We start from the raw sequence: 25,837 nt of genomic DNA on the forward strand, positions 1-25,837 counted from the left end.
CGGCAGGTGCCCGATGGCGGCAGTGAACATCCTATCGCGGATCTTCGCCCGCACGCCGTCGCTTCGGACCCGGGTTGTCGTCGCGACGGTGATCGGCGCCGCCATCCCGGTGCTGATCGTCGGCGCCGTCGTATGGGTGGGCATTACCAAGGACCGCAAGGAACGGCTGGACCGGCGGCTGGACGAGGCCGCGGGCTTCGCTATTCCGTTCGTGCCGCGAGGCCTGGATGAGATTCCGCGCTCACCCAACGACCAGGACGCGCTGATCACCGTCCGTCGCGGCAACGTCATCAAGTCGAACACCGACATCAATCTGCCCAAGCTGCAGGACGATTACGCCGACACGTTCATCCATGGGGTCCGCTACCGGGTGCGCACCGTCGAGATTCCGGGTCCCGAACCGACCTCGGTGGCCGTGGCGGCGACATACGACGCCACCTATGCCGAGACGAACAACCTGCATCGCCGGGTACTGCTGATCTGTACGTTGGCCATCGGAGCTGCGGCGGTGTTCGCGTGGCTGCTCGCCGCATTCGCGGTACGTCCGTTCAAACAATTGGCCGAGCAGACCCGGTCGATCGATGCCGGCGACGAGGCTCCCCGGGTGGAGGTGCACGGCGCCAGCGAAGCCGTGGAGATCGCCGAAGCCATGCGCGGAATGCTGCAACGCATCTGGAACGAGCAGAACCGGACACAGGAAGCGCTAGCCTCAGCCCGCGATTTCGCGGCCGTCTCCTCGCACGAATTGCGGACCCCCCTGACGGCGATGCGGACCAACCTCGAGGTGCTGGCCACCCTGGACCTGCCCGATGACCAACGCAAAGAAGTGCTCAGTGACGTGATCCGAACCCAGTCGCGAATCGAGGCGACGCTGAGCGCGCTCGAACGGTTGGCTCAGGGCGAACTGTCCACATCCGACGACCACGTGCCCGTCGATATCACCGATCTGCTCGATCGCGCTGCCCACGACGCCACCCGCATCTACCCCGATCTCGATGTCTCCCTGGTGCCCTCGCCGACCTGCATCATCGTCGGGATGCCGGCCGGATTGCGGTTGGCCGTCGACAACGCCATCGCCAACGCCGTCAAACACGGCGGTGCCACCCATGTCCAACTGTCTGCGGTCAGCTCGCGGGCCGGAGTCGAGATTGCCATCGACGACAACGGCAGCGGCGTCCCGGAGCAAGAACGACAAGTGGTGTTCGAGCGGTTCTCCCGAGGCTCGACGGCCTCGCATTCGGGGTCGGGTTTGGGCCTGGCGCTGGTCGCACAGCAGGCAGACCTGCACGGCGGCACGGCGTCGCTGGAAAGCAGCCCGCTGGGCGGGGCACGCCTGGTGCTGCGCCTTCCCGGGCCGAGCTAATTCTTCCGCGTGCTGTTGCGCCACGGCGTGAAAAACGCGCGACCGGCGAATTCCTCGTCCTGGAACCAGACCTGGGCCTGCGTGTCGTCGTAGCACTCGTCGTCGGGCGCGTAGAAGAGCCGGGAGTCCATGCGCCCCTTGATCGTCCACCCGTCCGGGCCGCTGCCGTCGAGGTTGGCGCGCATGGATCCTGGCCCGTAGGGTGCGTACGGCATCAGCGGTAGCACGATGGTCTCCGCTTCGCTACTGACTGGAATCTTCTCCATCGCAGCATCTTTCGGGACTGGCCTGCGCCTGGGCGGAGGGCCCTTCGGCCTCGCCTTCTTGGCGGCGGTCGCCTTCTTGGCCGGTCTCTTTCGCACGACCGGAATGCGCTCCGTCGCAGGGTCTTTGCCGACGGGGATGCGTTCCGTTGCGGCATCACTGGAGACGGGCTTGCGCTTCCTCGGCGGCGCCTTGGAGACGGCCTTCTTTTTCGCCGGTGCGGATTTGACGGCAGGTACCTTCTTCGTCGGCGCCTCCGCGGCAGGCGCTTTCATCACCGGCTCGGGTCTTGGACGCGGTCTGGGTTCGGCAAGGACCCAGGCCGGCATCTGGGTTTTCGCGGGTCGAGCCACGAGCGTGAACGTCAGCACCATGCCGAGCCCGAACGACAGGGCGGCCAACCACCAGTGCACCTGGGCGATCACCGCTTTACTCCGATGCCGGGCCATTGCGAAGCAGGCCCCGGCCGCTGCGGTTGGGGCAACTCGGTCTCCGAATCGGGTTCCGGTGCCGCAGCATCGTCGCGCTGCGACATCTCGGGGCTGGGCCACTGAGACGGCGGTCCAGGCCACTGCGGCTGCGCCACCTCGGGCTCGACCTCGGACGCCTCGGCAACCGCCGGCTCCGTCGGCTCGGGCGTTGGCTCTGGCTGGAACGGCTCGGGCGCTGGCTCTGGCTCGGGCTCCGGCTCGACAGCCTCGGCGGCCTCGGCGGCCGGCTCAGCGTCCTGGGGCTCGGCTGGCTCGGGCCCGGGCCACTGAGACGCCGGGCCCGGCCACTGCGGCTGAGCCACCTCGGACTCGACCTCGGGCAGCTCGGGCTCGACCGGCTCGGGCTCGACCGGCGCCGGTTCAGGCTCGACCAGTTCAGGTGCCGGCTCGACCAGCTCAGGTTCCGGCTCGACCGACTCGGGCTCCGGCTCGACCGACTCGGGTTCCGGCTCGGTCTCGGCCTCGGTAGCCTCGGCGGCCGGCTCAACATGCCCCGCCTCGACCGCCTCCGGCTCGACAAACTCAGCGGGCCGCTGTTCCGACTCGGGCCAGAGCAGCTGCTCGAAGGTCTCGCCCTCCCGCTCGGCCGCCGCGGGCACCGGCATGTGACGCTCGGGCGCTGTCTCGACCTCCGACCCGGCCGGCTGGACGACCTCGGACATCAGCTGGAGCTCGACCGTTTCGGGCTCCGCCGGCTCAGCCGGCGTGAGCCCGGCGTCGGATTCAGGCTTGCGAGGCTTGATCAGCAAGACGGCGATCCCGTAGGCAACGGCCGACCCCGCCACAAACGCAGCCAGGTAGACCACCCACTGGACCAGAAAACCCATGCCTGATTCTCCCCTAGCCAACCACGAGCTCGGCGCGACGGTTCTTCGCACGACCCTCTGCCGTGTCGTTACTGGCAATCGGATTGGCCGAACCCAAACCCTTGGCGGTGACGCGATCGCGGGCCACGCCGTTGGCAATGAGGAACTCGGCCACCAGAGTGGCCCGCTGAATGCTGAGCGGAATGTTGATACCCTCGGCGCTGGCGTTGTCGGTATACCCGTTGACGGTCACACGTGCCGCCGGGCACGCCTTGAGCTGGTCAGCCACCCGAATCAGGATCTGGGTATCGTCCGGCGTCAGACTCACCCCGTCGGCTCCGAACGCCAATGGACCCCCCGTCATCTTGTTGATGACGGCCTGCAGGTCGTTGCACGCGCCGGGGCCGGGCGGGGGCACGGACGTCGCCGCCTGCGGAATACTCGGCGTGATCTGACCCCTGGCCACGATGGCGTTGGCGACATTCACGCCCGGCCAGACGCTGACCACCGCACGTTCGACGGCGTCCTTCTGATCAGGCGATGCGGTGCCGCCCAAGGTGACGGTGTCCTTCTCGACCTTCATGGTGAAGTCAGGGATCGGGGCGCCGGCGGCGAACACCGGTTCGGCGTTGGTGAAGTCCAGGGTGCGCACCAGCGGGTCGATGCGAATCTGGTCGATGACAGTGACGCCGGGCTGCGTCAGGGCTTTGAGTGATGTCATCAGCGCCGCCTTGGCGGTGTCGTCCGGGAAGTCGCCGATCAGCGTAATGCTGTTGCCGCTGCGACTGATCGACAGCAGCGATAGCGACAGGCTCGGAGCGCTGGACACATTCGACGCACCGGTAGGGGCCGCCGTGAGTTTCGGCAGGTCGCCGGTCGGCCCGTTGACACCCGTCGGTCGTTCGTATGCGCCGAATCCGATCATCGCCAGCAGAAACGGGATGACCGCGACACCGATCAACCAGGGCCGGCCCAGCCGCTGACGGTGGTATCGAGGGGTGAGCTGAGCCTGACTGATTTGACGGGCGGGCGCCGACGCTTCGTCCACCCCCACATCTGGCCCCACCATCGCTCCTCACTCAAACCGCCGTTGTTCGCGTTTCCAGGCGATATGAGCCTACCGAGTCCACATACGATACCGATGGAACGTGGGGCAGACTGATGTGATGGCCAACGGAAGCAAACCGACGGACAGCGACGCGCTGGCACATATCCGCGACCTGGTCGCTCGCGAGAAGGCCTTGCGTGAGCAGGTGCAGCACGGTGAGATCTCGACCGTCGAGGAACAAGAGCGGTTACGCAGCCTGGAAGTGGAACTCGATCAGTGCTGGGACCTGCTCCGGCAGCGCCGGGCTTTGCGCGAAACCGGCGGTGACCCGCGTGAAGCCGCCGTGCGTCCGGCTGACGAGGTCGAAGGTTATCTCAACTAGCCCGTGCCGATGCCTGACGACGATTTCGACGTAGTCATCGTGGGCGGCGGCCACAACGGCCTGGTCGCGGCCGCCTATCTGGCCCGGGCGGGCCTCCGGGTAAAGCTGCTGGAACGATTGCCGCACATCGGCGGTGCCACCATATCCGCCCAAGTCTTCGACGGTGTCGACGTCCGACTGTCCCGTTACTCGTATTTGGTGAGTTTGCTGCCGCAACGCATTCTCGACGACCTCCGCGCGCGGGTGCAGCTGGCCAGGCGCCCCTATTCGTCCTATACACCGGATCCGCGCACGTCTGGACGGACCGGCCTGCTGATCGGACCACTCGGCAGCTTCGCCGCCATCGGGGCAGCCGACGACGAGCGCGGCTTCGCCGCCTTCTACCGGCGCTGCGGGCTGGTCACTCAACGCCTGTGGCCCACCCTGCTCGAGCCACTGCGCACCCGCGAGCAGGCTCGCCAACTCGTAGTGGCCGGCGCTGATCCCGATGCGATGGCGGCATGGCGTGCCATGGTCGATGAGCCGATCGGACATGCCATCACCGACGCCGTGGCCAGCGACCTGGTGCGCGGGGTCGTCGCGACCGACGCGCTGGTCGGCACCTTCGCGCGACTGGACGACACGGGGCTGCTGCAGAACATCTGCTTTCTGTATCACGTGCTCGGTGGTGGCACCGGTGACTGGAATGTGCCGATCGGCGGCATGGGCGCGGTGTCCTCGGCCCTGGCCGCCGCGGCCAGCCGCTGTGGTGCCGAATTATCCACTGCCACTGACGTTTTCGCGGTCAATCCGGACGGCGAGGTGTGCTACCGCAGCGGCGGGGCCGAGCACCGGGTGCGCGGCCGTTTCATTCTGTCCGGCGTCGGACCCGCAGTGCTGGCCGGCCTGCTGGGTGAACCGCTGCCACCGGTGGCGCCAGGTCCGCAAGTCAAGGTGAATATGGTGCTGCGCCGGCTGCCGAGACTGCGCGACCGGAACGTGACCCCGCAGCAGGCCTTCGCCGGCACGTTTCACGCCAACGAGACCTGGTCGCAGCTCGATGCCGGATACCTGCGCGCCGCCGGAGGTGAGCTGCCGGATCCCTTGCCGTGTGAGGCCTACTGCCATTCGCTGACCGACCCGAGCATCGTGTCGCCCGCGCTGTCCGGCGTCCAGACGATGACGGTGTTCGGCTTCCACGCCCCGGTGTCCGGTTCGCCCGAGCCGGACCGGTGGCGCGCACGGCTGACCGACGCGGTGCTGGCGTCATTGAATTCCGTTTTGGCCGAACCTATTCAGGACGCGCTGCTGCCCGACGCGCACGGGCGCCCCTGCCTGGAAACCACCACCACACTGGATCTGCAGGAGCGGCTGGGCATGACCGCGGGCAACATCTTCCATGGCGCGCTGTCGTGGCCGTTCGCTGACGACGACGACCCGCTGGACACCCCGGCGCGGCGCTGGGGGGTGGCCACCGCGCACGACCGGATCATGTTCTGCGGTTCAGGTGCCCGCCGGGGCGGGGCGGTCTCGGGTATCGGCGGGCACAATGCGGCGATGGCGGTGCTGGCCTCGCTATAACTGCTCAATGGACGAAAAAGCACCCCGGAGCGTGCGCTCCGGGGTGCTTTTTCGTCTGCTCGCCGTGAAACCTAGCGGCCGTCGATCCCGACATAGTCGCGCTCGGTGTAGCCGGTGTAGATCTGGCGCGGACGGCCGATCTTGCTGTCACCCTCGTCGTGCATCTCACGCCAGTGCGCGATCCAGCCCGGCAGCCGGCCGAGCGCGAACAGCACGGTGAACATCCGGACCGGGAAGCCCAGCGCCCGGTAGATCAGACCGGTGTAGAAGTCGACGTTCGGGTAGAGCTTGCGCTCGATGAAGTAATCGTCGGTCAGCGCCGCCTCTTCCAGCTGCTTGGCGATGTCCAGCAGTGGGTCGCCACCGAGCTTGGCCAGGATCTTGTCGGCCTGCTCTTTGACGATCCGGGCGCGCGGGTCGTAGTTCTTGTAGACGCGGTGCCCGAAGCCCATCAGCTTGACGCCGGCCTCACGGTTCTTCACCTTGCGGACGAACTCGCCCACGTCGTCGCCGCTCTCGCGGATCTGCTCGAGCATTTCGAGCACCGCCTGGTTTGCGCCGCCGTGCAGCGGACCCCACAGCGCGTTGATGCCCCCGGAGATCGACGTGAACAGGTTGGCCTGCGAGGACCCCACCAGCCGCACCGTGGACGTCGAACAGTTCTGCTCGTGGTCGGCGTGCAGGATCAGCAGCATGTCCAGGGCCCGGACGACCTCGGGATCCGCGTGGTACGGCTCGGCCGGCAGCCCGAACGTCATCCGCAGGAAGTTCTCCACCAGCGTCAGCGAGTTGTCCGGGTACAGGAACGGCTGGCCCACCGACTTCTTGTACGCGTAGGCGGCGATGGTGGGCAGCTTGGCCAGCAGCCGGATGGTCGACAGCTCGACCTGGGTGTTGTCGGTGGGGTCCAGCGAATCCGGGTAGTACGCCGACAGCGCGTTGACCGTGCTGGACAGCACCGGCATTGGGTGGGCGTTGCGCGGGAATCCGTCGAAGAACCGCTTGAGGTCTTCGTGCAGCATGGTGTGGTGCTGGATGCGGCCGGTGAATTCAGCCAGCTGCTCGGTGGTCGGCAGTTCGCCGTAGATCAGCAGGTAGGAGACCTCGAGGAAGGTCGACTTCTCGGCCAGCTGGTCGATCGGGTATCCGCGGTAGCGCAGGATGCCTGCGTCGCCGTCGATGTAGGTGATGGCGCTCTTGCAGGACGCGGTGTTGACGAAGCCGTTGTCGAAGGTGGTGTGCCCCGTCTTGGACAGCAGCGGACCCAACGCAATGCCGTCGGCACCTTCGGTTGCATGGACGACCTTCAGGTCGATCTCGCCCCCCGGGTACTTCAGAGTTGCGGTGTCGTCGGTGTCGCCCACGAGAACCCCTTTGCGCTCAGGCTTGATATGGCTGCACGCCCTAGGTCCGCCAGCGGTGCACTAGGTGCGTATAGGTGAAGGTAGTCGTTATCTCGATGGCGTGCCTTCCCGGGGTCGGATCTGCACGTCGCGGGCCTGATGCAGAAGCCGGAACTCCCCCTAATGGGCTGGTTGGCCGCTTATCCGCGGGCAATGGCGGCATGCTGGTCAGGCGGTGATGACCTGCGGCAGCTGGCGAGGTCTGCGACCGGCGCCCGCGCTCCCCCGACGTTTCCGGTGACGCCGCCACCTACATCGAGCGGCTGCGCGAAACCATGACCCATGCGCGCCTCGGCCGGGATGCCGCGCTGCCGCGACATGTGGTTACCGAGCCCCGGTCCGCTGCTGATCACCCGATCGTTGCGATTGGCCGGCAAGGCACCTGTCGTCGCCGAGCGATGTCGTAGGCGTCCGCCGCGATGCGACACCTGCGCAGCACACTCCTCGCTGGTGGTAGGTGCCGGGCTTCGCCACCGCTTCGTAGATGCGGCTTTCCAGGTGCGCACCGACAGCGTGAGTCGGCCGGCGACCGCCCTGTTGGGCAACCCCGCACCGATCAGCATCACGATCTCCCGTTCCCGATCGGTGAACGGCAACGGTTCGTTTGCCTGGCGACGCGCGGGGGTCCACGCACCCGATTCGGCCGGCCAACAGCAGCGCCCTCACATGGGAGTCCGCTATGATGAACGCCATCTGCGGCGCGTCCAAAGATCTTGCCGCACTTGAATATCCTGGCTCTGCGAGGGCCACGGCCTCGGCGACGCGTCCCGCGTCGGCGCTGATCGTGACCGGGACCCACGCGACTCGGCGCCTACGACGGCAGGCAGCTCGGTCAGTACGAGGCTCGTCGACGCGGGCAGTACGGCATCGGGATTGTCGGTCGCATACCAATACACCGTCAGGAAAGCGTCGATGTAGCTGCGCGCGTGCGGTGGCGCTGTCAGCGCCGTTCGTCGATGATCCCTTTGTCGCGGGTGGGATCGCCCAACGCCCACAGCATGTTGCTGGCACGGAGAAACGCCAGCCGGGCGCGCCCCGCATCGGTCAACAAACCGATGTCGATACCGGCCAGGACGGCGTCGGCCGCTTCGCCCCGAGCTATCCACGAAAGCGCCCGGGGCCGGAACAAGACTTGCTTCGGCACCGGCACCGGCACCGGCTCCGGCCCGGGCCACCATCGGGCCGAGGGTCTGGGCCGGTGGGTTCGGATTCCCCGGCGTGCGCGACGCCCATTATTCATGCGCACCCTCATCGCCGGGGCGCTCGCCCCGATCTCGCCCTGCACGATCGAGGAACGAGCTAAGGCTGCAATCGCTCGATCTGACCGTCGATCACCCGAATCCGGTTGTGCAACCGGTTTTCCCGGCCCTGCCAGAACTCCACCACTTCCGGGGCGATCAGGTATCCGCCCCAATTGGGCGGCACCGGGATCTGCTCGGTATCGGCGAAGCGCGCGGTCACCTCGGCCAGCTGGCCGAGCAACGCCGCGCGCGACGCGACGGGCTGCGACTGTTGTGACGCCCACGCGCCCAGCTGCGAGCCACGCGGCCGCTTGGACCAGTAGTCCTCGGTGGCCCGCGAGTCGACCTTGCTCACGGCCCCGCGAAGGTGGATCTGCCGGCCTAGCAGGTACCAGGGGAAGGTCGCCGACGCGTACGGCGTCACTGCGAGGTCGAGGCCTTTCGCCGAGTCATAGTTGGTGAAGAACGTGATCCCCGCCTCGTCAGCGCTCTTGCACAACACCGATCGGCTCACCGGCCTGCCGTCGGCGACGGTCGCTACCACCATGGCGTTCGGTTCGGCGATGCCGGCCTGCTGCGCGTCGTCAATCCACCTGCGGAGCAACGCAAGCCACCCGTCGGAGAGCCAGTCCGCATCGAGGTCCGCGCTGCCGTCCTTTTCGACGGAACCGTACTCCACCCGCATCCCAGCCAAGTGCTGCCCATGAGGTTCGGTCACCGTCCCAACGCTACTCGGCGGCCGTTACCGGCCGGTAGTAACCAGCCCGGACGGGGGTGCGAGAATTTGCCCCATGACTGTGGTCCCGGAGGATTTTGTCCCAGGCCTGGAAGGCGTTGTGGCCTTCACCACCGAAATCGCCGAACCCGATAAAGACGGCGGTGCGCTGCGCTACCGCGGCGTCGACATCCAGGATCTGGTGAGCCAGCAGGTGACGTTCGGTGACGTCTGGGCGCTGCTGGTCGACGGCGAGTTCGGCCGCGGGTTGCCGCCCGCGGAGCCTTTCCCGCTGCCGATTCACACCGGTGACGTCCGGGTCGACGTGCAGGCCGGCCTCGCGATGCTGGCACCCATCTGGGGATACCAGCCGCTGCTGGACACCGAGGAAGCCGTCGCGCGCGATCAGCTAGCCCGGGCCTCCGTGATGGCGCTGTCTTATGTCGCACAATCGGCGCGCGGCATCTATCAGCCGGCCGTCCCACAGCGCGTGATCGACGAATGCTCCACCGTCACAGCTCGTTTCATGACCCGTTGGCAGGGCGAGCCGGACCCCAGGCATATCGAGGCGATCGACGCCTACTGGGTCTCAGCGGCCGAGCACGGCCTTAACGCGTCGACCTTCACCGCGCGGGTGATCGCGTCGACCGGCGCGGATGTGGCCGCGGCGATGTCCGGGGCGATCGGAGCCATGAGCGGCCCCCTGCACGGCGGCGCCCCGGCCCGCGTGCTCCCGATGATCGAAGAGGTGGAACGCACCGACGACGCCCGCGGTCTGGTCAAAGGCATCCTGGATCGCCGGGAAAAGCTGATGGGCTTCGGTCACCGGGTGTATCGGGCCGAGGACCCCCGGGCGCGGGTGCTGCGGGCCACCGCCGAGCGGTTGAAAGCGCCCCGGTACGAGGTTGCGGTGGCACTCGAGCAGGCGGCGCTGGCCGAGTTGCGGGAGCGCCGCCCGGACCGGGCGATCGAGACCAATGTGGAGTTCTGGGCCGCGGTGATTCTGGACTTCGCCGAAGTGCCGGCCAACATGATGCCGGCGATGTTCACCTGCGGGCGCACCGCCGGATGGTGTGCTCACATCCTCGAGCAGAAGCGGCTGGGCAAGCTGGTGCGCCCGTCAGCCATCTACGTGGGTCCGGGACCGCGCAGCCCGGAATCCGTCGCGGGCTGGGACCGGGTTCTCACCAACGCCTAGGCGAGCCGGCGCCGACGGGAGTCCGCGGGGTCACGGCGAGGCTCCCCGAGCCGCCACTGCCCTGGCTTTGCCGAGTGCGGATGCGATGCTCCGCACGTGCGCTGCCGCCACGGTCGTGCTGTATCGGGCTACCAGGCCAGAGGATCCGAGCCGCGCAGCGGGCGATGCCGGCAACTGCAGTAGCAGATCACCTGATCCAAGCATCACTCTCCGTGGCGGACTGCGGCTATCACCTAGTTTGCCGGCCCGAAACCGAGGAGGGCGAGATGGCCGGGCGAGGCGGGACTACGACACCACCGGCACCGCGGCCGCCACCGGCTTCTTATAAGTGCCGAACAGCTTGTCTCCGTAGGTCATTACGACGGACAGGTTCGTGGGCCGCTTTTCGGAGTGATGCAGTTCGTGCCCGGACGCGGCCGGTAGCAGCCAGCGGGGATAGAACGTCATGTCGTAGCCACTGTGGGTGATCACCATGGCGGTGGTGTTGGCCACCGCGTATGCGACCACAACCATGGGATGCGCCCCGAACACCAAAGGCGGCACGTACAGACACAGCATCACCATCAGGCCCTCGACCGGGTGCACGACGAAGTTGGTCCAGATGGTCAGCGGCGATTGGACCCGGTGGTGCATGTAATGCACTTTCTGGAACACGAAGCGGCTGCCATGCTCGAGCCGGTGCCACCAATAGGTCAGGAATTCCCCGATCACCATGAAGCACACCAGCTGCGTGACGAATGCGACCAAAGTCGGTGCAGCGGTGGGCACGTGCGCCACCCACGGATGGAATATCCGGTGCAGGACGAAAAACACGACGGCCGCACCGACATAGGTCGTCATGATCCGCAACCCCAGCTTGGTCGCCGCCTTGGCCGAGATCCTCTGGTAGACCGCGACGTCGAAGATCGAATACACGACACCGGTCACCAGCACGACCGCGACCACCACGGGCAGGAAATACAACGGGAACTCGAAGAAACCGGTGCCCAGATGGGTCAGCATCCAGTCCCAAATCGGCTGTAGTGCAGTGTGATTCATGGCTTCGTTCCTACTCGTGTCGGGTGTCGGTCAACAGACGGCGGGCGGCGAGTCGCAGTTCGTCAATGCACTGTTCGACGGTGATGTCACCGACTCCGAGCAACGCCAGATCGGCGAAGAACACCCGGCCGAGCACCGTCATCGCGGGGTCAAGGGACAGCGAGGCCGGCACGTTGTCGACCGCCCCGCCCAACAGATCCAGGAACATCTGCCGAACGCCCAGCCGGAACTCGTCGGCGACCGGGCCCTGCGCCAGAACCGAGGCCATGGTCGCCCGCACCATGGGCAGGTCCGATGCGGCCTCCCGGACGACCTGCTCGATGGCGACGTCTATCGCGCTGGCCGGCAACGCCGCAGCCGCGACCGCCTGCGGAATGCGTTGCGCTACTTCGTGGCCCCACGCCAGCGCGGCCTCGCACACCACATGTTCCTTGGACGCGAAGTAACGGTAGGTCGTCGCCCGGGACACTCCGGCGGTGTTGGCGATCTGCTCCATACCCACAGCCTCGTGGCCATGCTCACGGATCAACTGCCGAGCGGCTGCGAGCAGTCGTTCACGCACGTCACGCTGGCGCGCGTCCAGCGTGCGGTGAATCGTCAGCGTCGTTGGGCCCACGAGATCGTCCTTCGCCATCGACCGCATTGAGACAATTGCCGATACAGCTGTCTCAGCTCCGGGTGAGACGACTGTATCAGCAGCCGTAGCGACGGGCAAGGGCGATCACGCAGCGGTCCGCCGAGGTCAGATCGTGATCTGGTTGTAGGAGGAACCCCGGATCACCGAGGTGATCGCACGGCCAAAGCGGCGCTCCACCGCACTGATCAGCTTCATCACTTGGGCCTGATCGGTGCTGTCAGCAGCCACCGCGAAAACCCGCGAAGCGCTGTAGCCGTGCACCACCCGGGTCAACTGGCTGACGTGCCGGCCGGAAACCGCGACGGAATAGCCGGTAGCCAGCAAGGCCCGCGCGGCGAAGTAGCCGGCGTCCGAACCTGCGTCCATGACCAGAAACAGTTCAGGGTGAATCGCAGGCTTCGGCGATGTCTCGAACTGGGCTGGTGCGGTGAGCGACATGGCACTCACCGTAGAAATCGGGGCGGCGGCGCAGAATCCACCGATCGGCTAGTCGCGGTGGAGATGGGCATCAACCGATTGGGGGCATCGCCGCTCCTCCGATCGGCCCCGACCGCCTGTCGGGGGGCCCGGTTACGGTTCGCGATGAGATTTGACGCCCGGGTCGGTCAATACCTGTGAGCCCGAGCGGGCGGTACCACCAACCTTGAGGAGTGACCATGGCCATCAAAGTCGAACCAGCAGTGATCCCGCACCTTGTCGTCGACGATGCCGCTGCCGCAATCGACTTTTACGTCAAAGCGTTCGACGCCGTCGAACTGGCCCGCATACCCGGCCCCGACGGCCGGCTGATTCACGCCGCGGTGCAGATCAACGGCTCGATGGTGATGCTCAACGACGACTTCCCGGAAATGTGCAACGACCAGTCGATGACCCCGAAATCGCTGGGCGGCACACCGGTCACCATCCACCTCACCGTCACCGACGTCGAGACCAAGTTCCAGCGAGCACTCGACGCCGGCGCCACCGTCGTGATGCCGTTGGAGGACCAGTTCTGGGGCGACCGCTACGGCGTGGTCGCCGATCCGTTCGGGCACAACTGGTCCCTGGGCCAACCGGTTCGCGAAGTCAGCATGGAGGAGATCAAGGAGGCGATGTCGGCGCAGGCCTGACGGCCAGCGGGCATTCGCTCTATGCCCACGCGCGCAACCGAGCCAGCAGGCGCCGTCCACGGGACGGCTCCTGCGGCGCGGTGGCGGCAGCGGCGAGCATGTCCGCGACATCGGTGAACTTGCGGCGGGGACGTCCGTCGGCTCTGCCGCGTGCCACCTCGGCCGCGTCGATGGCGCGCCACCCCGCCGAGTCGACGACGTCGGGCCGGCGCACTGCCACCAGGTCGGCCAGCGCGCCCGGTCCGACCACCGGGTCGGTCAGTTCGCCGGCGTTGAAGTCGGCCACCAGCGCCTGCACGGTCTGCAACGAGCACGACTTGTTGGTGCCGATGAAGCCGGTAGGCCCCCGTTTGATCCAGCCCGCGACATAGGCGCCCGGGACCGGTCGGCCGGTCGCGGGATCGACGACCCTGCCGCCGTCGTTGGGGACGACGGCAGCAGCCTCATCGAAGGGCAGACCGCGAACAGGTTTGCCGCGGTACCCGATCGACGTGAGCACCAGACCCGCATCGAGTCGACGGAGTTGGCCGGTGGCGGTGACCGAGAACTCGACCCCGGTGACGCGTTGCTCACCGAGGATGCGTCGAGGCGTCAGCCCGTAGGCCAGCCGGATGCGCGGACGAGACGCCGGCGCCGAGCCGTCGCCGAGCGTGCTCAGAATGTCGAGTTTGTGCCTGGTCAGCGGATCGGCGACACCGGCCAGATCCGCACCCACCGAGCGCTGGTCCTCGGGATCGAGCACCACGTCGCAAGCACCGGTCAGCCCGATCAGCTCGGGCAGGGTGAACGCCGAGTGGGCCGGTCCCCGACGAGCCGCGATCACCACCTCGCGGACGCCCGACTTCCGGAATGCCTTCAGCGCCCGGTCGGCGATATCGGTGTGGGCCAGTTCGTCCGGGTCCGCGGTGAGCATCCGCGCCACATCGAGCGCGACGTTGCCGTTGCCGATGACCACCACCCGCTGGTGGCTGAGATCAATTGGCAGATCGGTATATTCGGGATGGCCGTTGATCCACGCGACCAGCTCGGTGGCCGTGCCGGTTCCCGGCAGCCCCATCCCCTCCACGTCGAGCCGGCGGTCATCGGACGCGCCGACGGCATACAGCACCGCGTGGTGGTGATTCAGCAGTTCGGCGTGGCTGACGTGGCGGCCGACTTCGACGTTGAGGTAGAAGCGGAAGCGGCGATGCCCGGCCACCCGATCGAACAAGCGGGTGACCCGCTTGGTGTGCTGGTGATCGGGCGCCACTCCGGCACGCACCAGGCCGTAGGGCGTGGGTAGCTTCTCGAAGACGTTGACCCGCACGCCCTCTTGAACCAACAGTTCGTCTGCGGCGTACATCGCCGCCGGGCCCGATCCGACGATGGCGACCGTCAGCGGCCGGCGCCACGGGCGTACCTGCGCAGCCGGGATCACCGGCGCCAGCTTGGATGTCGGCGGCAACTTCACACCGGCGGGCCGCTCCGGATAGAACGACGCGTTGATCTCGACGAACGGCAGTTGGCGGTCGTCCAGTTTGCTGTCGGGGACGATCGCGCCGACCGGGCAGGCACTGACGCAGGCGCCGCAGTCCACACAGGCCGCCGGGTCGATGTAGAGCATCTCCGATGTCGCATAGCCCGGCTCGTCCGGTGACGGATGGATGCAATTGACCGGACACGCGAAGACGCAGGACCCGTCGTTGCAGCACGACTGTGTTATTACGTGCGGCATAAAGGAACTCGCAGACCGATCAGGCAGCCGGCGTGGCGGCCAGGTGCGCGCGCTGCGGCTCGCTGCGGTAGCGTGACGGCTTCCCGTCGATCTTGCAGATCCGCCACATCAGTCGGGCTGACCGGTTTTCCATCAGGCCGGTGTCGTAAGCCAGCATCCGGACGTCGGCGAACATGTCGCGCAACCACTTTCGCGACTCCGGCGAGCGGAAGAACAGTTCCTTCTTCACCGAACGCGGAATGTCGAACTCCCGCCAGAATGCCTTCGGCGGAATCAGGATCGCGTTGCACAGCGCCCGCATCGTCAGCGGGAAGAACAACGAGGCCCAGAACCGTTGTCGCCGAGTCAAAGTCGGCAACCGCCGGCGCAGGAACTCGTGGGCGAACGAGATGTGACGGGCTTCTTCGGCCACGTGAATGGCCATCACCCGCTCCATGACCGGGTGCAACGACTTGCCCTCCCGCAGCACCTGTTTCTGAGTGTGGTCGATCGGCTCCTCACCGGCCAGCACCCCGATGAAGAACGCTACCGGCATTGGGCCGGCCACCAACGGGATCAACGGTGAGATCCAACGCAGGCGCCGCGGCATCCCCGGCACATCAGCGCCGACCCGATTCACCATCTCCTGGAACATCATGGTGTGGTTGCACTCTTCGACCGATTCGTGCAGGCAGTACCGATATTCCGGGGACCCGTTGGGCACCCAGAAGGTGTAGTTCATCAGCCCGCGGATCAGGATCGACTCGAAGTGCAGACCCACTTTGGCGACATTGGCCTGCCGCCACATGCCGATCTTGATCTTCTTGTCCTCGGGCTGCGCCTGGTACCAGGGGTGCCGGCCCAGCGGGTCGGTCGCTGGCAGGATCCACCGGGGATCGTTGTCGGTAACAGCGAACTCCGGTGACTCCCAATCGATATCGGTGTACGGATTGAAGTTCCGCCGCACCGACCCCTCGGACAGTGTGGCGAGCATTTCCACGTACTCCGCGTCGTCCCGCACCTCCATGTTGCGGCGCCAACGTCGAACCATGCGCGTCCTGGCATTCGTAGCAACCATCAGAAGCCTCCCCAGCGAGGTTGAGATCCGGACGAATAAAGAACACGGTACCGCCGGTACTGGGAATTATCCAGATGGGCCGATCCGCTGTGGTCCGCGCCGCTTCGGGTAGCCAGTGTGTGCTGGCTCACATCGGCGGCCGCGACCAGGCGTTATGCAGACCGCTTGGTTTTCGGTTCACGGCCGCTCACTACCCTGTTCACCATGGCTGACCAGCTCACGACTTCTCTCGAGATTCCCGCCGACCTGAAACCGCGCGACGGCCGCTTCGGCTGCGGCCCGTCGAAGGTCCGGCCCGAGCAGCTCCAGGCGCTGAGCACCACCGCAGCACCCCTGTTCGGCACCTCGCACCGGCAGGCGCCGGTCAAGAATCTGGTGGGACGGGTGCGGTCGGGGCTCGCTGACCTGTTTTCGTTGCCCGACGGCTACGAGGTCATTCTCGGCAACGGCGGTACGACGGCCTTTTGGGATGCCGCCGCCTTCGGTTTGATCGACAAGCGCTCGCTGCATTTGACCTACGGCGAGTTCAGCTCGAAGTTCGCCTCCTGCGTTGCCAAGAACCCGTTCGTCGGCGACCCGATCGTCATCAAGGCGGACGCCGGGTCGGCCCCCGAACCTCAGTCCGACCCGTCGGTCGACGTGATCGGTTGGGCCCACAACGAAACCTCGACCGGGGTGGCGGTGCCGGTGCGGCGACCCGCCGATTCCGGAGCCGCCCTGGTCCTCATCGACGCCACCTCGGGCGCCGGCGGGTTGCCTGTCGACGTCAATGACGTCGATGCTTACTACTTCGCGCCGCAGAAGAATTTCGCCAGTGACGGCGGCCTGTGGCTGGCCATCATGAGCCCGGCGGCCCTGGCCCGCGTCGAGGCCATCGCGGGCTCGGGTCGCTGGGTCCCCGACTTCCTGTCGCTGCCGATCGCCATCGAAAACAGCCTGAAGAACCAGACCTACAACACGCCGGCGATCGCCACGCTGGTGCTGCTGGCCGAACAGCTCGACTGGCTGTTGGGCAACGGCGGCCTGGACTGGGCGGTCAAGCGCACAGCGGACTCGTCGCAGCGGCTGTACTCGTGGGCCGAAGAACGGTCTTTCACCACCCCGTTCGTCGCCGACCCGGCGCTGCGCTCGCAGGTGGTGGGCACCATCGACTTCGTCGACGACGTCAGTGCCGCAGCCGTCGCGGCGACATTGCGAGCCAACGGCATCGTCGACACCGAGCCGTACCGCAAACTCGGCCGGAATCAGCTGCGGATCGCGATGTTCCCGGCCGTAGACCCCGACGACGTCAGCGCCCTGATCAACTGCATCGACTGGGTGGTCGAGCGGCTCTGACGCCGCACGATGCGGGCTGGAACGGCGCGTGCCGGAGCGGGGCACATCCAGTTCCAGCGGGGCACAGGCCGCTCCGACGGCCGCAACCGTCCAGCGTGTCAGTACCCGGTTACCGGAGTTCGCTGCACTAGAGTTCGCACGTAACGGTTCTGTTGCTGACCTGCGCGGAGCCTGCAAGGAGAAGCCATGCGGGAACTCAAAGTGGTTGGGCTTGACCCCGACGGCAAATTCGTCCTCTGCGAGGGTGCCAGCTCTGCCGAGAAGTTCCGATTGCCCGCCGATGACCGCCTGCGCGCCGTACTGGATGGTAAGCCGATGCCCCCCGAGCAGCCAGCGTTGGACATCGTCGTCACAAATATGCTGAGCCCCAAGGAAATTCAGGCCCGAATCCGCGCCGGCGCGTCTGTCGAGCAGGTGGCCGCGGCATCTGGATCCGATGTCGCCCGGATTCAGCGGTTCGCCAACCCGGTCTTGCTTGAGCGCTTCCGCGCCGCGGAGCTGGCAACGGCGGCGCATCCGGTCCTTGCGGACGGTCCCGCGGTGCTGAGCCTGCTGGAGACGGTCACGGCAGCGTTGGTCGGGCGGGGTCTGAGCCCGGAGAAACTCACCTGGGACGCCTGGCGCAACGAGGACAGCCGCTGGACTGTGCAGCTGGGGTGGCAGGCCGGTCGGTCGGACAACGTTGCACACTTCCGCTTCATCCCGGGCGCACACGGTGGCACCGTCACCGCGATCGACGACGCGGCCAGCGAGCTCATCGACCCGGACTTCAAGCCCCGCCAGCTCGCGCCGGTGGCGCGTCTGGCTTTCGAAGCTGCAGCAGAGCCGGCGCAGCCCGCGACGCTGGCGCAGCCGAGCGCACTACCCCCGCCGGCCGAGCAGCCTGCCGGCAGCCGGCGCGGCAAGCCCGCGATACCCGCCTGGGAGGACGTGTTGCTCGGGGTTCGTTCGAGCGGTCAGCGCTAGGCGATCGCAAGCACGGCGAAGCCGGGCGCGGCGGGTCGCCGCAATCAGCCCAGCTAGGCGCTCCCGACCAGCTTCACCGCCAGTAGCGACACCCACGCCCCGGCCACCCCGACGGCTGCCCCCAGCACGAACCACCGCAGCACCAGGGTGCGTCGCCACCCCCACAACGTGGGGGCCAGTCCCCCGACCGCCACCACGTTGAGGCCCACAGCCAACAGCGGGTGCACCCGGATCAACCCGAGGCTGAGCACCACGATCGCGGCCCCGGTGACTGCCGCAACGAACGCGGCCACCGCCAAACCCGTTGCCCACGGCACGGACTCATCGTTCACGTGTTTCTCCTATGTCAAGCCGCTGCCGGTTGGCAAGGCTGGGTTCGGTTTTGGTGGTCGGTGTAGAGGTGGTGAAACACGACGCGGGCCAGGCGGCGTTTGAGGCAGCGCAGTGCCTCGGTTTTGGAGTCGCCGGCGTCGATGCGGTGGCGGTAATAGTCCTGGCCGAGTCCGTCGAGGCGGATCTGGGTGACGGCGATGCGGTGCAGGGCGGCGTTGAGTTGGCGGTTGCCTGAGCGGGTCATGCGCACCCGCCCGGCGGTGTTGCCTGACCACACCGGGACTGGCGCGACTCCGGCGTGACGGGCGAAGGCGGCCTCGCTTTTGAACCGGGTCACCCCGGCGGATTCGCCGACCAGTTTGGCCGCGGTCAACTCCCCGCAGCCGGGAAGGAAAAGCAGGGCCGAGGCGATGGGGCGCACTTGCTGGCCGATGCGCTTAGCCAAGGCGTTGATGGTTTCAGTGAGCCGCGTGATGTCGGCCAGCTCGTCGCGAGCCAACTCCGCGACCAGGCCGGGCAGGCTGGCTAACCAGTCACCGAGGATGCGCCGATGCTTGGCCAGATCCAACGAACGGGCCTTGGGCGCGTGGTCAGGGTCAAGCTCGTGCACCCGCCACAACAGCCGGTTGATCGTCGCCGCGCGTTGCGCCACAAGGACTTCCCGGCGATCCACCAATAACTTCAACTCGCGCGAGACCTCATCATGGGAGGCGACCGGCAAGTCAGGTTCACGCAAACACCCCCGCGCGACTGCTAACGCGTCGATCGGGTCCAACTTGCCCTGGGTGCGCGCACTGGCCCGAGTCTGAGCCATCAACTTCGGCGGTACCCGCACCACCCTCTGGCCAAAGCCCATCAGGTCGCGCTCCAACCTGGCCGATAAGTACCGGCAATCCTCAATCGCCCACACCACCTCGGCCCCGAACCGTTCGCGGGCCCACATCACCGCCTCGGCATGACCCGTCGTCGTTGCTTTGACGACCTTTTCGCCGAGCTTGCGCCCAACCTCGTTGACCGCAACAAACGTATGGGTGCGCTTGTGTACATCGGCTCCAACAACAACCATGGTGGATGCCTCCTTCACTGTGAGGTGACGGTTGGGCCGGTCGGCGGACAAACCTCAGTGGGGGCGGTTGCCACGCTCCCATCAAGTCACGCCGGCCGGTCCTTCACACCTGATGCCGACAAAACGCATGAACGCCAACCACGGCGGCAGCGAGCCTATGAGCCAGACACCAGGCGATCAGGATCCAACCACCGCAACATGCGGCAACCCCACCCTGATACTGACGACTGACGCGAGCCTAGCCCGAGCCGACGCGCTCGTAGAACGCCACTGCGGCCGCCGTCGCCACATTGAGCGAGTCAGTCCCACGGGACATCGGAATCCGCACCCGCATGTCGCTGATCCGCAGCGCCGCCGTGGTCAGCCCGGGTCCCTCGGCACCGACCAATACCGCGACCCGATCGTTGTGCACCGCCGCCATCGCCTCGCGCAGGGTGCGCGCGTCGCCCCGGGGAGTCATCGCCAACAACCGGAAGCCACCCTCGCGCATCCGCACCAGGTCGGCCGGCCAGTCGGTGGCGCGCGCGAAAGGCACCAGCAACGCATGGCCCATCGACACCCGGACCGCCCGGCGGTAGAGCGGGTCAGCACAACCACTGCCGAAAACCACCGCATCCACCCCCAATCCCGCCGCATTGCGAAAGATGGAGCCCAGGTTCTCGTGATCGTTGACGCCTTCGAGCACCGCCACCGTGTGCGCGCCGCCGACCACCTCCACAACGCTGGGCTCGGTCACCCTGCTGGCGCTGGCCAACACCCCGCGATTGAGATGAAACCCCACCGCCTGCGCCATCACCTCGGCCGATGTTCGGTAGTAAGGCGCCACGGTGCCCGCCAGGTCGTCTTTGAGCTCGGCCAGCCTACGGTCGGTGCCGAGCAGGGCCCGCGGGGTGAATCTGGAAGCCAGCATCCGCTGCACCACCAGCACGCCCTCGGCGATCACCAAACCTTTTCCGGTAGGCAGGTCGGGTCGGCGGTCGACGCTGTTCAGGTCGCGAAAGTCGTCCAGGCGGGGATCATCCGGATCGGTGACATCCTGAACATCGATGTCCGGTGCACTCACGGGCTTTCGTCGACCAGGGCCGAGATCAGATCGGAAGCGCTCCGCAGGGTTTCGCGCTGGGCATCGTCCAGCGTCGCGAGCCGGTCTGCGAGCCACTCCTGACGGGCCTGGCGGGCGGCCCTGACGAGTTCGGCGCCGGTCGCGGAGACCGAGACCAGCACCTGCCGTCCGTCGACGGGATGCGGGGCGCGGTCAACCAGGCCCTCGTCGGCCAGGGATGCGATCACTCGCGTCATCGACGGCGGTCGGACCCGCTCCCGGATCGCCAGCGCGCCGGGCGTCATGGCACCTTCGTTGGCCAGCGTCGTCAGTGCCGAGAGCTGGGTCAGCGATACCGGCGACGACGCGTTTCGAAACCGGAGTTGGCGAGCCAGCCGCATGACCGCCAACGACAAGTCTGCGGCCAACCGCGCATCGCTGTCAGGCACAGCGCGAGGTTACAACAGAGACGGGTATCGGAAACGGTGAACCGCACCCGTCGCGGGCCACCGGGCCGCTCGTCGCCGGCATCGCCGGCGGTATGTTGAAACGCACTATGACTGACCAGCCCACTCCCGAACCACCGCCGCTGCCACCGGCGTTGCTCGCGGTGTGGCCGATAATCCTGGTCGGTGCACTGGGCTGGCTGGTCGCGGTGGCCGCCGCGTTCCTCGTGTCCACCCTGGAAACGTGGCGTCCGGCGGCTCTGGCCGGCCTCGGGGTGGGCGTGCTGGGAACCAGCATTTTCCTCTGGCAACTCGCGGCGGCCCGCCGCGGGGCCCGCGGTGCGCAGGCCGGGCTGGAAACGTTGCTCGATCACGAATGACTCAAGGAGGACGCATGGCCGCACCCCTGCTACAAGCTTCAATCGACATCGAAGCGCCGCCTTCAAAAGTGTGGGAGCTGATCTCCGACTTTCGGCGGATGCCGCAGTGGAGTCCCCAGTGCCGGTGGATGCGGCAGTTCGGACCCCTGCGCAACGGGACCCGCACGCTGAACTTCAACCGGCGCAACCGCCTGTTCTGGCCGACGACATCCACGGTCGTCGAAGTCATCCCGGAGAAGAAGCTCGCGTTCCGGGTGGACACGAACCGCACCATTTGGAGCTACGAACTCGAACCGCAGGGTTCGGGCACCCGGGTGACGGAGAGCCGTCACGCCGAAAACGGCACCAGCGCCGTGTCCAACTTGACGGTAAGAGCGTTCCTGGGCGGAAGCGACAACTTCGAGCGCGAATTGGTCGAGGGCATGAATGCCTCCCTGGCGCGGATCAAGGCGGCCGCCGAGAAGGGCTGAGGCGGCTCGATCGGTCAGACGTTGACCCATAACGGTGGCTCGGCGTATTGTCAACCATGGTTGACAATAGCCCGTTCAGCCAGCCAGCGACCGTCAGGTAAGGGGTAATGCGATGGCATATGAAGAGTTGTTCTGCGAGCGCGAAGCGTCGTATGTGTTGTGCACCATCAGCTTCAGCACCAACAACTTTCCCGAATGAACCACGAGTTCCCGGAGTTGCGGCCAGGAACCCAGCACCAAGTCGCGGGGTCCTAGAGTTCGGTCGGCTCCGACGTCTCGACCGGCTGGGAAGGCTCCACCGACGGCTCAGGCTCGGGCCCTGGTTCCGGCTCCGGCTCGGGCTCTGGCCCGGCCTCCGCCTCGACCGCCTCGACCGCCTCGACCATCGGTTCCGAGGCTTCCGACTCGGGCGCCGCGAGCGGGTCCGAGGCCTCCGCGGGCGGATCCAAGGCCTCCGGCTGGGTGGACTCGGCGCGGGGTCTGTCCACCACATCGAGCACACCGTCGTCGTACGGCTCGTACATCGGCGAGCCAGTGCCCGCCGGTGCGGGGGTGTCGGAATGGGCTCCACACCCGTAGAACTTGTCGACGACATGTCCGTCCGCGGACAGTTGATTGCCGCAGACCCCGAACATCTGCCCGAGGGACCCGGCGAGCGGCAGGAAGAAGCCACAGTCGCGGCACACCCGCTTCGTCGCCCGCGACATCGCCGCGTCGGGCCCGTAGTCACCTTGGTGCCAGCGCTCAGCCGCGTCCGCGCGGCCCCAGGCGCTCATCACCCAGCGCCGGCCGAGGCCGAGTTCGACGGCGACCTCGTCCACATACGGATCGCCGCTGGCACTGTATCCGGGGACTAGCCGTGGGTCGTTATTGGCCGGGGCCAACAGGTCGCCGGGACTCAGGTCGCCGGGCCGCACCCGCTGTTCCCACGGAATCCACTCAGGCGCGAGCAGGGCCGTCGGACCGGGGATCAGCACCACCTCGCTAATGGTGGCGTGGTCAGCACCCGGATAGCCGGCGACGACAACGGCCCACTGCCAGCCCTGGTACCCGGGCACATGCGCCAGGAACCGGTGGGTAGCAGCGTTCGGGTCTTCGTAGCTGACACCCAGGTAGTCGCCGACGGCATCTGCCCCGCTGAACTCCGCAACCGCGGTCCTGGCCTGCTCGGCCGCACCCGTGAGCACCCCCGCGAGCTCGTCGGGCCAGTCGGCCACGGTCGCTACGGAGGACTCCTCGATGGGTCCGGTCACAGTGTCACCTTAATGTCACCTTGCTCATGCCGTTCTTTCGTGCGTCCCCATACTGCCGGAAGACACGGCGAACGAGCCACACCGGTTTACTCCGCAGCGAGTCGGCATAGGACAGAATTGAATGGTGTCCGGACGGCGAGGTGATCATGCGGGCCGGATGGCCCCGCCCCCGGGCCGCCGGACCCGATCGGGAAATCAGCATCCCGGCATGGCCAACTACCCGGCCGACGATCCCAGTCAGGAAACCGACTACCGCCGATCGCGCCGTCCCCCACCGCCGCCCAGCGCCAACCGCTACCTGCCGCCACTGGACCACGAACCGCCACCGGAGCGGAGCAGCGACGCCGAACCGACGCGGGGGCCCGCTGAGCGGATCACTGTCACCCGCGCCGCGGCCATGCGCAGCCGGGAAATGGGTTCCCGGATGTACTGGATGGTGCAGCGGGCCGCTACCGCCGACGGTGCCGACAAGTCCGGGCTCACCGCACTGACCTGGCCGGTGATGGCGAACTTCGCCGTCGACTCCGCGATGGCGGTCGCCTTGGCCAACACCCTGTTCTTCGCGGCGGCCAGCGGCGAGAGCAAGTCCAAGGTCGCCCTGTACCTGCTGATCACCATCGCACCGTTCGCCGTCATCGCGCCGCTGATCGGTCCGGCTCTGGACAAGCTGCAGCACGGCCGGCGCGTGGCGTTGGCGTTGTCGTTCGCGTTGCGCACCGCGCTGGCCTTGATCCTGATCATGAACTACGACGGCGCCAGCGGCAGCTTCCCGCCATGGGTGTTGTATCCGTGCGCGTTGGCCATGATGGTGTTCTCCAAATCGTTCAGCGTGCTGCGCAGCGCGGTGACACCGCGCGTGATGCCGCCGACCATCGATCTGGTCCGGGTCAACTCCCGACTCACCGTGTTCGGGCTGCTGGGCGGAACCATCGCCGGCGGCGCCATCGCGGCCGGCGTCGAATTCGCGTGCACCCACATGTTCAAGTTGCCCGGTGCGCTGTTCGTCGTGGTGGGCATCACTATCGTCGGCGCCCTGCTGTCCATGCGGATTCCCAGTTGGGTCGAGGTGACCGCCGGTGAGGTTCCGGCCACCTTGAGTTACCACCGCCACAGCGACCACCTGCACCACAGCTGGCAGGAGGAAGGCCGGAAGGTCGGGGGAAAGCTACGACAACCGTTGGGCCGCAACATCATCACCTCGTTGTGGGGTAACTGCACGATCAAGGTGATGGTCGGCTTCCTGTTCCTGTACCCGGCTTTCGTGGCCAAGGCGCACGACGCCGACGGCTGGGTGCAGCTGGCCATGCTGGGAATGATCGGCGCCGCCGCCGCCATCGGCAACTTCGCCGGCAACTTCGCCAGCGCGCGGCTGAAGCTGGGCCGGCCGGCGGTCCTGGTGGTGCGGTGCACCCTGGCCGTGACGGCGTTCGCCATCGCCGCCGCGGTCGGGGGAAACCTGATCGTGGTCGCGATTGCCACACTGATCACGTCGGGATCGAGCGCCATCGCCAAGGCATCCCTGGATGCCTCGCTGCAGGACGATCTGCCGGAGGAGTCACGTGCTTCGGGGTTCGGGCGTTCGGAGTCCACACTGCAGCTGGCATGGGTTCTCGGCGGTGCGGTGGGCGTACTGGTGTACACGGAGTTGTGGGTCGGCTTCACTGTGGTCAGCGCGCTGTTGATTCTGGGTCTGGCCCAGACGATCGTCAGCTTCCGCGGCGATTCGCTGATCCCCGGACTCGGTGGTAACCGGCCCGTCATGGTCGAGCAGGAGGGCCGGCGCCCAGGCGCGACAACCGGGGTGATGCCGCGATGAAACGCACAGTGGCCGCGATCGTCGCGGCCGTCGTCGTGGCGGTGGCCGCCGGAGCCGGTCTCGGAGCATGGCTGCTGGGTCGCGACCGAGGTCCGCACTTGCCGGAGATCAGCGCGTACTCGCGCGGTCACACCGTCCGGGTCGGGCCCTATTTGTACTGCAACGTGCTGAACCTCAACGACTGCCAAGCGCCGCAGTCGCAGGGCGAGTTGCATGTCAGCGATCGCTTCCCGGTACAGCTTTCCGTGCCCGAGGCGATCGGCCGGGCCCCGTGGCGGCTGCTGCAGATCTACGAGGACCCGACCAACACCGCGACCACCTTCTTCCGGCCGGACAGCCGTCTCGCTGTCACCATCCCCACCGTCGATCCGCACCGCGGCCGGCTGACCGGGGTGGTGGTGCAGCTGTTGACGCTGGTCGTCGACGACGGCGAACTGCGCGAGGCCCCGCACGCAGAATGGTCTGTGCGCGTGGTGTTCTGATCTCTGCCGGATTCAGGCACCGTGGCCGGCCGAGCGCGCTGCCGTCACCAACCGGCATGTCCCGCTATTCACGCCGGCCCAGCCGCACCGCATAGCCGTCCCGACCCTCCGCGTTGACGCGGGTAGGGCGCGGACGCGGTCGACCGCGCCGAGCTGACGCGCGTGCCTACCCCAGACGGCTCTTTCTGGGCTGAATCCAGTCACCGCAAATATTTACAATCG

At 67.0% G+C, this 25,837-nt stretch carries 27 protein-coding genes and 1 pseudogene; 11 read left to right on the plus strand and 17 right to left on the minus strand.

What is annotated here, in order from left to right; genetic code table 11:
* The first annotated feature begins 22 nt into the window (after positions 1 to 22).
* Positions 23 to 1,363, plus strand: a complete 1,341-nt coding sequence (prrB, locus tag JX552_RS25740; RefSeq protein WP_205874614.1) for a two-component system sensor histidine kinase PrrB — start codon at positions 23 to 25, stop codon at positions 1,361 to 1,363.
* On the opposite strand, the gene arfC is transcribed toward prrB, so the two are convergent.
* Genes arfC through arfA form a run of 3 tightly spaced genes read right to left on the minus strand, consistent with a single transcriptional unit; the run spans position 1,360 to position 3,990 of the window.
* Positions 1,360 to 2,049 carry a channel accessory protein ArfC, sunset domain variant gene (gene arfC / locus JX552_RS25745; RefSeq protein ID WP_205878687.1) on the minus strand — a complete coding sequence of 230 codons (690 nt, stop codon included), beginning with the start codon at positions 2,047 to 2,049 and terminating at the stop codon, positions 1,360 to 1,362. The two genes, prrB and arfC, sit on opposite strands and share 4 nt — an antisense overlap.
* Positions 2,049 to 2,945 carry a channel accessory protein ArfB gene (arfB, locus tag JX552_RS25750; RefSeq protein ID WP_205874615.1) on the minus strand — a complete coding sequence of 299 codons (897 nt, stop codon included), beginning with the start codon at positions 2,943 to 2,945 and terminating at the stop codon, positions 2,049 to 2,051. The genes arfC and arfB overlap by 1 nt, the downstream gene beginning before the upstream one ends.
* Positions 2,946 to 2,958: 13 nt before the next feature.
* Positions 2,959 to 3,990: a channel-forming protein ArfA/OmpATb gene (gene arfA / locus JX552_RS25755; protein ID WP_488663608.1), complete on the minus strand. Its 1,032-nt coding sequence runs from the start codon at positions 3,988 to 3,990 to the stop codon at positions 2,959 to 2,961.
* A 100-nt stretch (positions 3,991 to 4,090) separates the two neighbouring features.
* Between arfA and JX552_RS25760 the strand changes: the two genes are divergently transcribed.
* Both JX552_RS25760 and JX552_RS25765 read left to right on the plus strand, forming a co-directional pair.
* Positions 4,091 to 4,354 (plus strand): DUF2630 family protein, encoded by a 264-nt coding sequence (locus JX552_RS25760; protein WP_205878688.1) that lies wholly within the window; start codon positions 4,091 to 4,093, stop codon positions 4,352 to 4,354.
* A 9-nt stretch (positions 4,355 to 4,363) separates the two neighbouring features.
* Positions 4,364 to 5,914 carry a phytoene desaturase family protein gene (locus JX552_RS25765; RefSeq protein WP_205874617.1) on the plus strand — a complete coding sequence of 517 codons (1,551 nt, stop codon included), beginning with the start codon at positions 4,364 to 4,366 and terminating at the stop codon, positions 5,912 to 5,914.
* 71 nt (positions 5,915 to 5,985) lie between these two features.
* Here the strand turns inward: JX552_RS25765 and JX552_RS25770 are convergent, their stop codons facing one another.
* The 4 genes from JX552_RS25770 to pdxH all read right to left on the minus strand — a co-directional run bounded on the left by JX552_RS25770 (position 5,986) and on the right by pdxH (position 9,243).
* Complete coding sequence (locus JX552_RS25770) at positions 5,986 to 7,278, minus strand: citrate synthase (protein ID WP_205874618.1); 1,293 nt, start codon at positions 7,276 to 7,278, stop codon at positions 5,986 to 5,988.
* Between the two features lie 179 nt (positions 7,279 to 7,457).
* Entirely contained in the window at positions 7,458 to 7,913 is a 456-nt protein-coding gene (locus tag JX552_RS25775; RefSeq protein WP_205874619.1) for a helix-turn-helix domain-containing protein, read from the minus strand.
* A gap of 344 nt (positions 7,914 to 8,257) precedes the next feature.
* Positions 8,258 to 8,461, minus strand: coding sequence for a hypothetical protein (locus JX552_RS25780; protein ID WP_205874620.1), 204 nt, complete (start codon positions 8,459 to 8,461; stop codon positions 8,258 to 8,260).
* Between the two features lie 155 nt (positions 8,462 to 8,616).
* Positions 8,617 to 9,243 carry a pyridoxamine 5'-phosphate oxidase gene (gene pdxH / locus JX552_RS25785; RefSeq protein WP_205878689.1) on the minus strand — a complete coding sequence of 209 codons (627 nt, stop codon included), beginning with the start codon at positions 9,241 to 9,243 and terminating at the stop codon, positions 8,617 to 8,619.
* A gap of 106 nt (positions 9,244 to 9,349) precedes the next feature.
* Between pdxH and JX552_RS25790 the strand changes: the two genes are divergently transcribed.
* Complete coding sequence (locus JX552_RS25790; RefSeq protein ID WP_205874621.1) at positions 9,350 to 10,471, plus strand: citrate synthase 2; 1,122 nt, start codon at positions 9,350 to 9,352, stop codon at positions 10,469 to 10,471.
* A 285-nt stretch (positions 10,472 to 10,756) separates the two neighbouring features.
* Here the strand turns inward: JX552_RS25790 and JX552_RS25795 are convergent, their stop codons facing one another.
* From JX552_RS25795 to JX552_RS25805, 3 genes are all read right to left on the minus strand, one after another.
* On the minus strand, positions 10,757 to 11,509 hold the full coding sequence (locus JX552_RS25795) for a sterol desaturase family protein (RefSeq protein WP_205874622.1): 753 nt from the start codon (positions 11,507 to 11,509) through the stop codon (positions 10,757 to 10,759).
* 10 nt (positions 11,510 to 11,519) lie between these two features.
* Positions 11,520 to 12,143: a TetR/AcrR family transcriptional regulator gene (locus JX552_RS25800; RefSeq protein ID WP_205874623.1), complete on the minus strand. Its 624-nt coding sequence runs from the start codon at positions 12,141 to 12,143 to the stop codon at positions 11,520 to 11,522.
* 108 nt (positions 12,144 to 12,251) lie between these two features.
* Complete coding sequence (locus JX552_RS25805; RefSeq protein ID WP_205874624.1) at positions 12,252 to 12,584, minus strand: SDR family oxidoreductase; 333 nt, start codon at positions 12,582 to 12,584, stop codon at positions 12,252 to 12,254.
* 218 nt (positions 12,585 to 12,802) lie between these two features.
* Here JX552_RS25805 and JX552_RS25810 point away from each other — a divergent pair, with 218 nt between their 5' ends.
* Positions 12,803 to 13,255 carry a VOC family protein gene (locus JX552_RS25810; protein ID WP_205874625.1) on the plus strand — a complete coding sequence of 151 codons (453 nt, stop codon included), beginning with the start codon at positions 12,803 to 12,805 and terminating at the stop codon, positions 13,253 to 13,255.
* Positions 13,256 to 13,274: 19 nt separating this feature from the next.
* On the opposite strand, the gene JX552_RS25815 is transcribed toward JX552_RS25810, so the two are convergent.
* Positions 13,275 to 14,969, minus strand: coding sequence for an FAD-dependent oxidoreductase (locus JX552_RS25815; RefSeq protein ID WP_205874626.1), 1,695 nt, complete (start codon positions 14,967 to 14,969; stop codon positions 13,275 to 13,277).
* A 19-nt stretch (positions 14,970 to 14,988) separates the two neighbouring features.
* Positions 14,989 to 16,026, minus strand: coding sequence for an AurF N-oxygenase family protein (locus JX552_RS25820; protein WP_205874627.1), 1,038 nt, complete (start codon positions 16,024 to 16,026; stop codon positions 14,989 to 14,991).
* 204 nt (positions 16,027 to 16,230) lie between these two features.
* On the opposite strand from JX552_RS25820, the gene serC reads away from it, so the two are divergent.
* Positions 16,231 to 17,361, plus strand: a complete 1,131-nt coding sequence (gene serC / locus JX552_RS25825) for a phosphoserine transaminase (RefSeq protein ID WP_205874628.1) — start codon at positions 16,231 to 16,233, stop codon at positions 17,359 to 17,361.
* 186 nt (positions 17,362 to 17,547) lie between these two features.
* Positions 17,548 to 18,327, plus strand: coding sequence for a septation protein SepH (sepH, locus tag JX552_RS25830; RefSeq protein WP_205874629.1), 780 nt, complete (start codon positions 17,548 to 17,550; stop codon positions 18,325 to 18,327).
* 53 nt (positions 18,328 to 18,380) lie between these two features.
* Here sepH and JX552_RS25835 read toward each other — a convergent pair whose 3' ends face one another.
* The 4 genes from JX552_RS25835 to JX552_RS25850 form a co-directional block, all read right to left on the minus strand.
* Entirely contained in the window at positions 18,381 to 18,659 is a 279-nt protein-coding gene (locus tag JX552_RS25835) for a DUF2537 domain-containing protein (protein WP_205874630.1), read from the minus strand.
* A 14-nt stretch (positions 18,660 to 18,673) separates the two neighbouring features.
* Positions 18,674 to 19,744 carry an IS110 family RNA-guided transposase gene (locus JX552_RS25840; protein ID WP_205874631.1) on the minus strand — a complete coding sequence of 357 codons (1,071 nt, stop codon included), beginning with the start codon at positions 19,742 to 19,744 and terminating at the stop codon, positions 18,674 to 18,676.
* Between the two features lie 220 nt (positions 19,745 to 19,964).
* Positions 19,965 to 20,789: a TrmH family RNA methyltransferase gene (locus JX552_RS25845; RefSeq protein WP_205874632.1), complete on the minus strand. Its 825-nt coding sequence runs from the start codon at positions 20,787 to 20,789 to the stop codon at positions 19,965 to 19,967.
* Positions 20,786 to 21,217, minus strand: a complete 432-nt coding sequence (locus JX552_RS25850) for an Rv0880 family HTH-type transcriptional regulator (RefSeq protein ID WP_205874633.1) — start codon at positions 21,215 to 21,217, stop codon at positions 20,786 to 20,788. Before JX552_RS25850 ends, JX552_RS25845 begins: the two co-directional genes overlap by 4 nt.
* Positions 21,218 to 21,324: 107 nt before the next feature.
* Here JX552_RS25850 and JX552_RS25855 point away from each other — a divergent pair, with 107 nt between their 5' ends.
* A complete protein-coding gene (locus JX552_RS25855; RefSeq protein WP_205874634.1) occupies positions 21,325 to 21,594 on the plus strand; it encodes a DUF2530 domain-containing protein in 270 nt (89 codons plus the stop codon).
* A gap of 14 nt (positions 21,595 to 21,608) precedes the next feature.
* Positions 21,609 to 22,064: an SRPBCC family protein gene (locus tag JX552_RS25860; protein ID WP_205874635.1), complete on the plus strand. Its 456-nt coding sequence runs from the start codon at positions 21,609 to 21,611 to the stop codon at positions 22,062 to 22,064.
* A gap of 464 nt (positions 22,065 to 22,528) precedes the next feature.
* Here the strand turns inward: JX552_RS25860 and JX552_RS25865 are convergent.
* Positions 22,529 to 23,317: pseudogene (locus JX552_RS25865) on the minus strand (DUF3027 domain-containing protein); the annotation flags it as partial.
* A 157-nt stretch (positions 23,318 to 23,474) separates the two neighbouring features.
* On the opposite strand from JX552_RS25865, the gene JX552_RS25870 reads away from it, so the two are divergent.
* Complete coding sequence (locus JX552_RS25870) at positions 23,475 to 25,133, plus strand: MFS transporter (protein ID WP_205874638.1); 1,659 nt, start codon at positions 23,475 to 23,477, stop codon at positions 25,131 to 25,133.
* Positions 25,130 to 25,615 (plus strand): DUF2771 domain-containing protein, encoded by a 486-nt coding sequence (locus tag JX552_RS25875; protein WP_205874639.1) that lies wholly within the window; start codon positions 25,130 to 25,132, stop codon positions 25,613 to 25,615. The genes JX552_RS25870 and JX552_RS25875 overlap by 4 nt, the downstream gene beginning before the upstream one ends.
* Positions 25,616 to 25,837: the final 222 nt, after the last annotated feature.

This window comes from Mycobacterium gordonae (genome assembly GCF_017086405.1).
Classification (GTDB): domain Bacteria; phylum Actinomycetota; class Actinomycetes; order Mycobacteriales; family Mycobacteriaceae; genus Mycobacterium; species Mycobacterium gordonae_D.